This is a genomic window from Shewanella frigidimarina (assembly GCF_003797125.1).
GTDB classification, from domain to species: Bacteria; Pseudomonadota; Gammaproteobacteria; order Enterobacterales; family Shewanellaceae; genus Shewanella; species Shewanella frigidimarina.
Genome location: NZ_RKKE01000001.1, coordinates 1,064,884 through 1,078,873, shown reverse-complemented (window position 1 = coordinate 1,078,873; position 13,990 = coordinate 1,064,884). Strand labels below are relative to the sequence as shown.

Genomic DNA, 13,990 nt, shown 5'->3' with positions numbered 1-13,990 from the left:
GCTTTAATCGGTCATCTACGGTGGTGCAACTGCTGTCAATATTACGATTGGAGCATGACCCGAATACTGGTGGCTTATGAACATAAAAGCACAACGTAAAAAAGGCACAGAATTACTTATCAATGTCACGCCAACTGAAGCGCGTGTAGCATTAGTCGAGCATGGTGTTTTACAAGAAGTGCATATCGAACGTCGTATGAAACGAGGTTTGGTCGGCAATATTTATAAAGGTAAAATTAGCCGTGTCCTCCCAGGTATGCAAGCCGCGTTTGTGGATATTGGCTTAGATAAAGCCGCTTTCTTACATGCCTCAGATATTGTTCCTCATACTGAATGTGTTGCTGATGTCGAAAAAGGCAACTTTGTGGTACGTGATATTGCTGAGCTCGTGCGTCAAGGGCAAGACATTATGGTGCAAGTGGTCAAAGACCCACTCGGTACCAAAGGCGCCCGCCTCACTACTGACATTACCTTACCCTCACGTTATTTAGTCTTTATGCCTGGCTCTAGTCATGTTGGCGTATCACAACGTATTGAGCTTGAAGACGAACGGCAACGCCTTAAAAATATTACTCTCCCTTATGTTGATGATGACGGCGGCTTTATTATTCGTACCGCTGCGGAAAATGTGGGTGAAGATGAGCTTGCTCAAGATGCGGCCTTTTTACGCCGGGTGTGGGCTAAAGTAAGCGAACGTCGTAAGCGTAAAGGCGTCACGTTACTGTATCAAGACTTAGCCTTACCAGTGCGGATCATTCGTGATTTTGTCGGAACCGAGCTTGACCATATTCAAGTCGATTCGCGCCGAACTTATGCCGAACTGCAACAGTTTGTGCAAGAGTTTATGCCTGAAATCGCGGATAAAATTGAGCATTATGCTGGCCCTGCACCTATCTTTGAATTGTACGATGTTGAAAACGAAGTTCAACGGGCTTTAGGCCGTAAAGTTGAACTCAAGTCTGGCGGTTATTTAATTATTGACCAAACAGAAGCCATGACCACCGTTGACATTAATACCGGCGCATTTGTTGGCCATCGCAATTTAGAAGAAACCATTTTCAATACTAATCTTGAAGCCACTCAAGCAATTGCAAGACAACTACGATTACGTAATTTGGGTGGGATTATCATTATCGACTTTATCGATATGTTAAGTAAGGAACACCAAGCACGGGTGCTAGAAAGCTTAAATGCAGCATTGGCGTTAGATCGCGTCAAAACCAGCGTCAGTGGTTTTTCGGGCTTAGGTTTAGTGGAAATGACCCGTAAACGTACTCGCGAAAGTTTAGAACATGTCGTGTGTGGTGAATGCCCTTCCTGTAAAGGCACCGGCACCATGAAAACGATTGAAACCGTGTCTTATGAAATTTTTCGAGAGATTATCCGTTTAGACCGAGCATATAAAGCCGATGAATTTTTGCTTTATTGCTCGCCGGCGGTGTATATGAGCTTTAGTGGTGATGAATCGCATTTGCTGGCAGAATTAGAAGTCTACATTGGTAAGCGTATTCGTTTGCAAAATGAACCGTTATACATTCAAAGTAAATATGATGTGGTGATGATGTAGTGTCGACAACTCAGGCAGTAACTATCAACAGATTATGTTGGCAAATTTTGGCTATCGCGCTGGTGCTTTTTGCACTGGTAGTGAGCCTTATTCGTGGTTTATTGCCTCATATTCCTGAAGTCCGTACTGAGTTAATTCATTATCTTGAAAGCGAATACCAACTGCATGTGCAGATGGATAAACTGAGTGCAGAGTGGCAAGCTTTTGGGCCAGCACTTACCGTTAATCATTTAGTCTTACCACCACAAGATAATCTACCGATTACCGTTATTAGCGACAACGTGCATATCAAACTCGATTTTTGGCAGTCGCTTTTCACCTTAAGCCCACAGATTGAAACTGTGGTATTTGATGGCGTTAAAGTGGCGTTAAACCTTGATGAGTTAACCGCTAGTGAGGACCAGCCTACAGTGGGCGATAAAGCTAATCTTGATTGGTTATATGGTTTGTTATTAGAACAGCTGGGGCATTTTTCAATTACCGACGCGTCCTTACAACTGGTGAGTAAGCAACATGCTTATCAACCGATTTTTATCGATAATCTGCTATGGCAAAACACCGCTAATCGTCACCAAGCACAAGGTATGATCCACGTCGATCAACTTAAGTCGCAGCAAGAGCAATTAACATTGCGCATTGACCTTACAGGTGATGGTTATCAACCCGATACTGTAGCAGGCCAGCTTTATGTTACTGCAGACTCATTAGACTTAGGTGAATGGGCCTCTAGGCAGCATACCGCTCAAACAAACACCGACAATATTGAATTTCAAGGTGTGATAAACCTCGATGCGTGGATGACATTTGCCAATCGTCAAATTCGTGATGGTATATTGGTTTTTAAACCGAGTTGGCTACAATGGCGCGATGCCGACACTCAGCAAAAGTTTGCAATTAACTCTGGTTCATTGCAATGGACCCCACAACCGGATGGCTGGAAAATCGACAGTCACGATTTAGATTTATCGACTAACGATCAAACTTGGCCATCATTGACGTTGGCCATAGGTAGTCGCGAGGGGGATTTTTTTGGTTATGCTAACCAGATTGTTCCTGCAAACTTAACTCCAATGTTACCGTTAGTGCCCGATTTGGGTAAGCAGCAAGTGAACATTTGGCAACAACTCAATCCTCAAGGGCTAATTGGGCCGATGAGGCTGTATAAATCTGCCGACAAACCTATTATCGCCAAAGTCGAGTTACAGCAGTTACAGTGGCAACCTTATCAATCAATACCTGGCATTAGCCCTATTGATGCTCAATTAACCTGGGCCAATAATCAACTTGAATTTGCATTACCAGAGCAGGAATATTCGCTCGATTTTAGCGGTGATTTTAGTCAACCTATTGCACTGCGCGGCAGCCCAATTACGGGGCGTTATAATCTCGGCGAGCAACGCTTAACAGTACCCAATATTGAATTTATTAATGATGATATTGCCCTGCAAGCCGGTTTGAATCTTGAGTTTTCTCAACAAACACATTTGGGCTTAGCGGCCCATGCCACTATAAATGATGTTTCCCATCTTGGGCGTTATTTTCCATTAATGGCGATGAGCCCTAATTTAATCACCTACCTTAATGATGGTTTAGTGGCAGGACAGATTAACGATGCGCAAGTCGTTTGGCATGGTGCATTAGGCGATTACCCTTATCAAGACAGCAGTGGCGTATTTCAAGCCGACTTTACCCTTGATAAAGGCATCTTTAAATTCCAACCAGATTGGCCTGCCGTTAGTTCGCTAACGCTTTCTGCATTGTTTGAAAATGACATGATGGATTTGCATATTGACCAGGGCAAACTCGATAACGTGGTGGTGGATGGTGCACGAGTTTCTATTCCACATCTTGGTAAAGAATCTTTATTAAGAGTTGAAGCTGATATCACTACCGATGCGCAAGCCGCCACCAAGGTGATTAATGCTTCTTCATTGCAGGATTCTGTCGGGGCAACGTTAGACGTGGTGCAGATCCAAAAGCAAATTAATACCACATTAGATCTTTCCATTCCCTTATATGAAGGGGGGGAACAATTAATTAAAGGCCAAGTTACCCTTAATAATAATCCAGTGTTTATTAGCACACCCGGCTTAGATTTACAGGGTGTATCTGGGCAAGTGAGCTTTGTGAATCAATTGATTGAAGGTAAAAATATTAAGGCTCGATTATTTCAACAACCGTTAACGTTTAGCGTAAAAACCGGACAATACAACAGCAATTTAGCATTGAATGTCGATATGCGTGGTAAATGGGATCTTGATACTCTGCCTGCCAGTTTAGATAACCCACTGACAGAAACGTATCATGGACAACTAGACTGGAATGGCGGGCTAACCATGATTTTTGACCCAAGTGGTTATAGTTTACAAGTCTCCGCTAATTCTGATCTTATCGGTACGTCATTGGATTTACCGATGCCTTATCAAAAATCGGCAGACGAGCCGAGAAAACTGAGCGCAGATCTTATTGGCGATAACAAACAATCATCATTGAGCATTAAACTGGGTAATGATGTGGAGTTTTGGGGCGGATTTAATGCTGATAGTGGCAGTCAGCTTGCATTTTATGATGTCATGATTGGTCGTCACTTTAGACTAGGTGATAACTTAAATAAGCAACAAGGGCATCTACATTTAGATATGCCAAAAGTGGATTTAGCGCAATGGCTTCCGCTTATTAATCGCTTTAGTGCTACTGCAGAACCTGAAGTGATCTCCTCATCGGTACGCGACCGCATCTTATCGGCTGCAGAGCTACCTGGTGCTACGGCACAACAAAATACCACCTCATCGATTGACGCTAAAGCACCTGCATTTCCCACATTAGCCGGTATTCATGCCAACATCGCCCAATTAAATGTATTGGGACAATCATTTGATAAACTGCATTTTGATGCTCAACCCACTGAACATGTGTGGCGCGTTGATGCTGATTCACAACAGTTTGATGGGCGTATCGATTTTTATCCTAACTGGCGCGACCAAGGCATCAAAGTGGTTGCGAAAAAGCTGCATTTATCTCCAGCCGTGAGTGGCGTTGAAACCGTTGCGTTAGCGCCAACTTCGATGCTAGAACATCTGCCTACTTTAGCCGTAGATGTGGATGACTTTAGCGTTAATGATTTATCTCTAGGCCACTTAGTGTTGCAAGGTTTACCACATAAGCAAGGCTACCAATTTCAAACTATTTCCATCACAAAGCCGACGGTAGCATTACAGGCCAATGGCTTATGGTCTGTCGAAAATGGAACCGATAAAACCCTATTTGAGGTTAATTTACAGGCTGACAAGTTTGATGATCTATCGACGATGTTAAAAATTAACCCTGGGCTACAAGATGCACCACTGGATCTCTCTGGTCAGTTATCTTGGCAAGGTGCGCCTTATCACTTCACCTTAGATACCTTAAATGGCCAACTTAAGTTTGATTTGGGCAAAGGTCATTTATCAGAAATTAGTGATAAAGGCGCCCGAGTGTTTTCGTTATTTAGTTTAGATTCGTTATTACGTAAATTATCGTTAGATTTTTCGGATGTGTTCGGCGAAGGTTTATATTTCAATACCTTTAACGGTAATCTGACGATTGATAATGGTGTGGTTAAAACCACCGACACTGAAATGGATGCCATTGCAGGTAATATGCGAGTAAGAGGTTATACCGACCTAACTACCCAAAGCTTGAATTATGATATTCGTTTTGTACCACAACTTGCGTCAAGTGTGCCAACCGTGGTGTTATTGAGTACGAGTGCATGGACCTTGGGCTTAGGGGCGTTTGCCCTAACGAAAGTGTTAGAACCCGTTATTGAAATTATCTCTGAAATTCGTTTCCGAGTCACCGGTACCATGGACAACCCACAGCTTGAAGAGCTTGAGCGTAAGAGCAAAGAAATCGAAATACCTAAAGCTATTTTGCCGCAAGCGGATGAGACCAGTGTAGAGACGACTATTGGAACTAAAGCCAAGGCTAACATAGACAGTAAAGCAGAAAATAACGTTGATGCAGATGTTCAGCGTGGCGATAACAGCCGTGAAGCGGAAGATAAATCGCTACCAAGAAGTTCGCCATCCACGCAACTTATGCCAGATATCGATAATTCATCTGATGCAAATCAACAATCAGCGACCGACACTGAAGTTGATCGAATACGCAAAACTTTAGCCGAGCCAGCAACTAATGTAGTTATGCTACCAGGAGTGAGAAATGCAAATCAGCTTATTACAATGTCAAAGCAGTCGCGATGTCAAAGCCAATCTCGCGTTTGTCGACTCGCAGCTTAAAGACTTGCCTAGGGTTGCCAATGAACCACAATTAGTGGTGTTACCTGAGTGTTGTTTATTGTTTGGTGGCCATGAAAGCCAGCAACTTGAACATGCTGGCAGCGAGCATCAAAGTGAGCTTAAAGACGCATTAGCGGCAATGGCGAAACAATACCAAGTGTACTTTATTGCAGGCACCATTCCGATGCGCGCTGATGATGGTAGAGTCTTTAGTCGCTGTTATTTTTTTGATGATCATGGCGCCACCCTAGGTCATTACGATAAACTGCATTTATTCGATGTTGAAGTGGCTGATGGCACCAAGACTTACCGCGAAAGTGATACTTTTCATCCCGGTGATCGTATTTGTGTCATAGACACCCCTTTTGGCAAAGTCGGCTTAGCCGTTTGTTACGACATCCGCTTTGGCGATATGTTTCGAGCGTTGCGTTTAGCCGGAGCAGACTACATTGCGTTACCTTCTGCTTTTACCAAAGTCACTGGCGAAGCGCATTGGCAGGTGTTATTACAAGCCCGAGCCATTGAAACTCAATGTTATTTGCTGGGAGCGGGCCAATGGGGACAGCATAATCAAGGCAGTCGAGAAACATGGGGTCACAGTATGATCGTCGACCCATGGGGCCGAGTGATTGCAGAGCAAGCCACTGAATGCGGCTGGGTACAAGCTAAAGTCGATTTAACAGAACTACGGCGTATTCGTCAACAAATGCCGGTGATAGGCCATAATCGATTTTTAGAGCCGCAGTTGAAATAACACGGGTTTAAATAATACTGGTAGAAATAACACTGAACGAGCCTGACAGAAACTAAATTCGCAGTACGCGTTACCAATTAAAAAAGAGAGTTTTAATGCCATTTTTAACCCAAGTAGAGCAGAGTTTATTGCAAGATGGATTAACCTTAGATGGACTGCAAGGTTACTTAAATACCATTCATCAACACAATATCGATTTTTCAGACCTGTATTTCCAAGCTTGTCGCCATGAGTCTTGGGTATTAGAAGATGGCATTGTAAAAGAAGGCAGCTTTCATATTGAGCGCGGAGTGGGTGTGCGCGCCATTACTGGCGAAAAAACTGGTTTTGCTTATGCTGACGAAATTACCCCAGCAGCTTTAGATGCAGCAGCAAAAGCTGCCCGCGGTATCGCCAGTGCTGGTGAGCAACATAAAGTACAAGCTTTTAAACGTCAAACAGCCCATAAATTGTATGACAGTGCCGATCCCATTGCTGCTATGGACGAAGTGAAGAAAATCGATTTGTTAAAGCAAGCCGATGCTTATATTCGTAGCCTCGACAGCCGAATTATTCAGGTAGTCGTGAGTTTATCTGGCGTGCATGAAGAAATATTGATTGCCGCCAGTGACGGAACATTAGCGGCTGATATTCGTCCATTAGTGCGCTTTAACTGTAGTGTTATCTTAGAAGACAAAGGTAAGCGCGAACGTGGTAGTGCAGGTGGCGGCGGTCGTCACGATTACAGCGCCTTTTTGGCCACCGATGAAGCTGGCTTACCGCAGAGTTTTGAGTTTGCCCGCGAAGCAGTGCGCCAAGCACAAGTTAATGTCAATGCTATTGATGCGCCAGCCGGTGAAATGACCGTAGTATTAGGTAATGGGTGGCCTGGTGTTTTACTACATGAAGCAGTTGGTCACGGTTTAGAGGGTGACTTTAACCGTAAAGGCAGCAGTGCATTTAGCGGTAAAATGGGTCAGCAAGTGGCGTCTACTTTAGTGACCATCGTGGATGACGGTACCTTGGAAAATCGTCGCGGTTCATTAAGCATCGATGATGAAGGCGTGCCAAGTCAAAAAACCACCTTAATTGAAAACGGTATATTAAAAGGTTACATGCAAGATAAGTTAAATGCCCGCTTAATGGGGCAAGAGCCTACAGGTAACGGTCGCCGCGAGTCTTATGCGCATTTACCAATGCCGCGCATGACCAACACTTATATGAATGCAGGTGAGTCAAACCCTGCCGACATTATTAAGTCAGTTAAAAAAGGCATTTATGCGCCTAACTTTGGTGGCGGACAGGTCGATATTACCTCTGGTAAGTTTGTGTTCTCTGCTTCCGAAGCCTATTTGATTGAAGACGGTGAAGTGACTCAGGCAATTAAAGGCGCGACCTTAATTGGTAATGGCCCTGAAGCCATGGGGCTGATTTCAATGGTCGGTAATGACTTAGCCTTAGATAAAGGCGTTGGCGTGTGCGGTAAAGACGGACAAAGCGTGCCCGTTGGTGTTGGCCAGCCTACTCTAAAAATTGATCGTCTAACGGTTGGTGGCACCGCTTAACAACCCCCTTCATTGTGTTGGCAACTCTCTGAGCGTTTATGCTCAGTGGGTTATTGTGATCTAAACTGCATTCACAAGCTTATGTAAGTAAGTGAATATTCACTTTATGATCTAGCGACTGTGATAATAACGGAACTACGTTATTATCCATCAAAAATTAGAGTGTTAACTCTAGGGGTGTTTATGTTTGCACAACGTCATATCAGTACATATTGTCGCAAACGAGTGAAATTTGCGCTGTGTTTCAGTGTTTTATTTGTCCATCTTAGTGTCTTTGCTGAACCTGTCACCTTTAGTCATGCTTGGCAGCAATTGGCGCAAGTGAGTGATCAGCTTCAAGCTAAAGCTCAGCTAGTCAACCGCGCCAAAGCGGAAGAAGATGCAGGCGATGCGTTAAATTACCCATCGCTTAATATTGCTGGCAGCTATACTCACCTCGAAAAACCTATCGAACTAGATTTACGAGATTTAAACCCACTTGCGGTGCTTGATAGCAGTACATTGCCACCGGCGCTTGGCAGTGCTCTAGCGAGTATTCCGGGTTCTCTTTTTGTGACGCCTTTTACTGAACAAGATGTGTTTCGTGCCAGCTTACAAGCTATGTGGCCCATTTATACCGGCGGTAAAATTACTGCAGCCCAAGGAATACATGCTGCCCAAGTTTCAGAGAGAGAACAAGAGTTTGCCCTAGCTCGGCGTGAGTTATTTCTTCAGCTAGTTGATCGCTACTACGCAGTGTCGGTGACAAAAACTTTAGTCGATACCCAAAGGCAGCTGGTGGACTCGTTAACCTTGCATGTCAATCATGCGCAAAAATTAGAGCAACAAGGGCAAATCGCTAAAGTTGAACGCTTAAATGCCCAAGTCGCGTTAGAAAATGCCAAAGTAAACTGGGGTAAAACCAAGCGTCAATACGAAATGACCGAAATTGCTTTAGCAAGGATGTTACACATACCGTCGGTCGATCCTATTTCGGCACTGTTTTTACTCGAACAACAACCTTCATTGCCACGCCTTAGCCAGCTGACATTAACTCAGCATCCGGCATTAAAACTACTCGAAGCTAAAGAAGCCCAAGCCAATGGTTTAGTCGACTTAGAAAAAGGCAGTTACTACCCCACAGTGTATTTATATGGTAATTACACCTTATATGAAGATGACAGCTTATTTTCTCAAGTGGAGCCCGACTGGATGGTAGGTGTTGGTATGAGCATACCGCTTATTAGCCGTGATGGCCGCAGCGGAAAAGTGCAAGCGGCGAAAAGTGCTTTACTGCAAGCGCGTTATACCAAAGCTCAAACCAAACAAGATTTAAGTTTGCTGATTGATCAGAGTTATCGGCAGATGCTGCAAGCTAAAGAAGAAGCGGATGCACTGGATGTGTCATTAGCATTAGCGACCGAAAATTTACGTTTGCGAGAATTGTCCTTTAACCAAGGATTATCCACTTCAATCGATAGAATCGATGCGGAGTTAAGCTTAACTGCGGTTAAAACTCAGCAATTAGGGGCTAAATATCGTTATATGCAAGCCTACGCCAAAGTGATGGCCATTAGTGGTCAAGTAGATGAATTTATTAACCGAACTCAACTTCAAGGGGCTGCTTATGCGGGCTAACAAGATCATTGCAGTGGTCGCATTCGTGCTAGTTTTATTACTGCTAGGATACGGCGTAAAGCTGGCTTTTACGCCTCAACCGACAGTGTTACAAGGGCAAATAGAAGCTCGTGAATATAATATTTCGTCTAAAGTTCCTGGCCGAGTTGAGCAAGTTTTAGTTCGCAAAGGAGATCAAGTCGACGTGGATGATATTTTGTTTGCTATCAGCAGCCCAGAATTAGATGCCAAGCTATTGCAGGCCCAAGGCGGTCTCGAAGCGGCAACCGCTATGCAACAACAAGCTAATAACGGTGCAAGGCAGCAACAAGTTACCGCGGCTAAAGAGCAATGGTTAAAAGCGAAAGCTGCGACCGAACTCAGCCTAAAAACTTATCAACGAATTGAAAACTTATTTGATGAAGGTGTTGTTGCACGGCAAAAACGCGATGAAGCTTATACCCAATGGCAAGCCGCTAAATATACCGAGCAAGCAGCTTATGCTATGTATCAAATGACTAATGAAGGCGCCCGGGTTGAAACTAAAGCCGCAGCAGCAGGTAAAACTCGTATGGCAGAAGGCGCAGTTAACGAGGTGAATGCCATTTTAGCCGACAGCCAAATGCGCTCACCTAAAAAAGCTGAGGTGAGTGAAGTATTATTACAAGCTGGTGAGCTTGCGCCGAGTGGTTTTCCGGTGGTGAGCATTATTGATATGAGTGATGCGTGGGCTGTGTTGCAAGTTCGAGAAGATCAATTGTTGCAATTTAAGCAAGATCAAACCGTCATGTTAGATATTCCAGCATTACAGCAGCAAGTCGAATTTACCGTGTCGCACGTGAGTGTCATGGGTAACTTTGCTACTTGGCGCTCGACCGAGAGCGGCCACGACTTTGATATGCGTACCTTCGAAGTTGAACTGACACCTAAGCAAAAAATTGCCGACTTACGAGTTGGAATGTCGGTGTTGTTTCGTGCCGATAAGCTTGCCGAACATTAATAAGGCTTGCTGATGAGGCATCTATTCAGACGTGAATGTAAAGCGTTGTGGCATTCACCATGGCAACTGGCTTTGGTGAGCTATATTCCGCTAATTGGCGTGATCGCACTTTGGTGGTTATTCAGTGCGGGCTTGCCAAGGCAGCTTCCCGTTGCCGTAGTTGACTTAGATAACAGTCAAATTAGCCGCATGCTAACAAGGCAATTATCGGCTAATGCCGTGATTGCACCGCGCTCATTTGCCAATGAGGCAGCAGCGATTGAAGCTATGCGCCAAGCGCAAGTATACGGGCTAGTTATTTTACCTTACCAGCTCAGAAAAGATTTACTCACATCAAAACAACCTACTATTGATATTCGCTATAACAGCCAATTTTTGTTAGTGGGAAAGTTATTATCCAGCCAGCTACAACTCAGCCTTGCAGAGGGGTTAACGCAAATTGGCGAGGTGAGCCTATTACTTAAAGGCGCAAATAAAGCCACCGTTGATGTGAGCTTAACGCCTATTAGTAACCAAACGACGGCGTTATTTAACCGAAATAATAACTATGTTGGTTTTTTAGTCCCGCCGATATTGATTGCATTATGGCAATTACTGTCGATGTTGGTTTTTGTTAATAGTGTTAATGCTGAGCTTATTCCTCAAGGTGAACGCTATTATTTAGCCCGAAACATTTGGCCAAAAGTGTGGGTTAAAGTGTTATTTTATAGTCCGATAATGCTCGTGCATAGTGGCTTTATTTTAGTGTGGTTATACCACTATTTAGCTTTGCCCGTGTCGGGTTCATTATGGTTATTGCTATTGGCTCAGGCATTCATGCTCATGGCATTGTGGTTGTTAGTGTTGGTTATTTTTATGATTATGCGTGACAGTGCTCGCACGGTCAGTTTCTGTACCGCATTATTTGCTCCAGCATTTGCGTTTATGGGGATAACCTTCCCGGTAAACGATATGCCCATATTGGCTAAATGGTGGCGGTTGGTGATGCCATCGAGTCACTATATCGACTCTCATGTCAGCGTCGTCAGCTATGGTGTTGGCTTGCCGCAAGTATTGACTCAAATCAGTTCTTATTGGGGCTTTTTACTGTTATTGCCTTTGCTTTATGTGCTGGGGCGTCAGGCGCAGAAAATACCGCCACAGGGTCAAGTTAGTCTCCCGGTTAATCTGGAGGTCAACCGATGAACTTCTGGCAATTAATCGTAGCAGAATGCAAAGCTATATTGGCTGACAAAGCGATTGTGATGACGCTATTTGGTGGAGTGTTATTTTACTCGGTTCTGTATCCGTTACCGTATTTGAATCAGGTGCCGACAGAGCAACAGGTCGTGGTGGTTGATCACGATAATTCGTCACTCAGTAGGCTGGTGACTCGCCACGCAGATGCCAGTGCTAAGATAAAAATACTCGCTAATGTAAACAGTATTGATCAAGCACAAACGTGGATCGATCAAGGTAAAGCACATGGGTTATTGGTTATTCCGGCTAACTTTAGACGCGATTTATTGCTAGGTAAGGGCGCAACATTAAGTTACGGCGGCGATGCGAGTTACTTTCTGATTTATTCTGCCGTAGCTGAAGGCTTAGTGTCAGCAGGCATAGATGCAAGTAAACAAGTGCAGTTAATTGGTTTGTTGGCTCGCGGTCAAAATCCCCAACTTGCCCTGCAAGCGGTTAATTCTGTCAATATTAATTCAGTTCCAGCGTTTAACCCCAGTTTAGGCTACACACCGTATGTGGTGCCGGGATTATTCTTATTAATTCTGCATCAAACGTTATTAATTGGCACCGGTATTTTGGGCGCAGGCCAATGGCGCAAATCCGGTTATTGGCAGCAAGTACGCCCAGTAACCTTGGTGCTTGCACGGTTAAGTGTGTTTATGATGATTTACGCACTATTTAGTAGTTTTTATTTAGGCTTTTGTTTCTATTGGTACAAAGTGAGCGTGGTTGCAACGGTGGTTGAGGTCGGATTATTTATGTTGCCCTTTTTATTAGCCACAGGATCGCTAGGTATTTATCTCAGTAGTTTATTTAATCGTCGGGAATTACCTACCCAATTGTATTTACTGGTGTCTATGCCGATTTTATTTGTGTCAGGTTTTGTGTGGCCGATTGCATTAATTCCAGAACCATTAGTATTAGCATCTCAAGTTATCCCAGCTGTTCCAGCGATTATGGGGATGCTCGAGTTAAATCAATTAGGAGCAGGTTGGTCGGCGGTAATGCCTAAATGGTTACAATTATGGGGCTTGTTTGCAGTCTTCGCCACCATGGCCATAGTCGCTATAGCACGTAAACAGAAAAGCGTTAGTGTTACATCATAGAAGACCTACAGATGCTAGGTTGGTTCTATCATATCGAAATTACCTTATCGCTAGATTTGTCACTTGGCAAACAAAAATAGACAGCTATCATCTGGATAGACCTGTCTATTTCATTTTTTATGAGGTTTATTGCGGACTGATAAAGAGTAACCGTAAGGTTTTTTTGGTCTAGATCCAATTACATCATTCCGTTTTGGGCATTGTTTAAAGCTGCCTCTAAACGTTCAACGTTATGTTGGTATATAGCGCTGTGATCGACTTTTGCTGCATACTTAAAATCGGCTAATGCGCCTATATTGTCATTATTCATTAATTTCATTACACCACGATTATTATAGGCATAAGCCCGAACCGTCATTGAAGGAATAGCCACTTGGGTACGAGCACTTTTCACGGCTGCGCTACAGGCTTTTTGGGCTTTTTCCATATCCGCTAGTTGCACATATCCAGCACACAAGTTCACGTTACGAGAATAGTCATCCACGGCGAACTTACTTGCAGATAAAGTAGCGGTTAAGCCAGCTTCGACATCACCTGATTGCAATGCATTAACACCAGGCACATCTTCCACTAATACCATTTTGTAGGCATTACTCTTGATATGCTGACCTTGCTCGTCAGCCATAACATTTGCCGATGCTGCTAGTACTAATGTGGCACAAATTAGGCCATTAACGATGCTCTTTTTCATGATGTCGCTCCTTTAAACGTTTGTGTAGCGCCGCGCTACAGGTGAACTTTAGTCAAAACGACTAGCGTCGACAAACGATAAAAAACGCATTAATGGGTTAAAAAAATTCACTTATGATGATGAAATAATTAATTGGTTTAAATTGTGAATCAGCAGATATAGTAGTCATTACAGTTTTACTTAAGTCTACATGGATGCACCTACGGCGTTTGTTTCCTTATCATTACTCAG

At 43.7% G+C, this 13,990-nt stretch carries 9 protein-coding genes; 8 read left to right on the top strand and 1 reads right to left on the bottom strand.

What is annotated here, in order from left to right; all coding sequences use genetic code 11:
- Nucleotides 1–76: 76 nt before the first annotated feature.
- From rng to EGC86_RS04705, 8 genes are all read left to right on the top strand, one after another.
- Entirely contained in the window at nucleotides 77–1,567 is a 1,491-nt protein-coding gene (rng, locus tag EGC86_RS04740; RefSeq protein WP_059747760.1) for a ribonuclease G, read from the top strand.
- A complete protein-coding gene (locus EGC86_RS04735; protein ID WP_123776783.1) occupies nucleotides 1,567–5,847 on the top strand; it encodes a YhdP family protein in 4,281 nt (1,426 codons plus the stop codon). Before rng ends, EGC86_RS04735 begins: the two co-directional genes overlap by 1 nt.
- Nucleotides 5,771–6,601, top strand: coding sequence for a carbon-nitrogen hydrolase family protein (locus EGC86_RS04730; protein WP_123776782.1), 831 nt, complete (start codon nucleotides 5,771–5,773; stop codon nucleotides 6,599–6,601). Before EGC86_RS04735 ends, EGC86_RS04730 begins: the two co-directional genes overlap by 77 nt.
- 95 nt (nucleotides 6,602–6,696) lie before the next feature.
- Nucleotides 6,697–8,145, top strand: coding sequence for a metalloprotease TldD (gene tldD / locus EGC86_RS04725; RefSeq protein ID WP_059747763.1), 1,449 nt, complete (start codon nucleotides 6,697–6,699; stop codon nucleotides 8,143–8,145).
- Between the two features lie 183 nt (nucleotides 8,146–8,328).
- Nucleotides 8,329–9,762, top strand: a complete 1,434-nt coding sequence (locus tag EGC86_RS04720) for a TolC family protein (protein WP_245423098.1) — start codon at nucleotides 8,329–8,331, stop codon at nucleotides 9,760–9,762.
- Nucleotides 9,752–10,741, top strand: coding sequence for an HlyD family secretion protein (locus tag EGC86_RS04715; protein WP_123776781.1), 990 nt, complete (start codon nucleotides 9,752–9,754; stop codon nucleotides 10,739–10,741). The genes EGC86_RS04720 and EGC86_RS04715 overlap by 11 nt, the downstream gene beginning before the upstream one ends.
- Nucleotides 10,742–10,753: 12 nt before the next feature.
- A complete protein-coding gene (locus EGC86_RS04710; protein WP_123776780.1) occupies nucleotides 10,754–11,926 on the top strand; it encodes an ABC transporter permease in 1,173 nt (390 codons plus the stop codon).
- Nucleotides 11,923–13,068, top strand: a complete 1,146-nt coding sequence (locus EGC86_RS04705; RefSeq protein WP_102036057.1) for an ABC transporter permease — start codon at nucleotides 11,923–11,925, stop codon at nucleotides 13,066–13,068. Before EGC86_RS04710 ends, EGC86_RS04705 begins: the two co-directional genes overlap by 4 nt.
- A gap of 178 nt (nucleotides 13,069–13,246) precedes the next feature.
- Here the strand turns inward: EGC86_RS04705 and EGC86_RS04700 are convergent, their stop codons facing one another.
- Nucleotides 13,247–13,759 carry a tetratricopeptide repeat protein gene (locus EGC86_RS04700; RefSeq protein ID WP_102036056.1) on the bottom strand — a complete coding sequence of 171 codons (513 nt, stop codon included), beginning with the start codon at nucleotides 13,757–13,759 and terminating at the stop codon, nucleotides 13,247–13,249.
- Nucleotides 13,760–13,990: the final 231 nt, after the last annotated feature.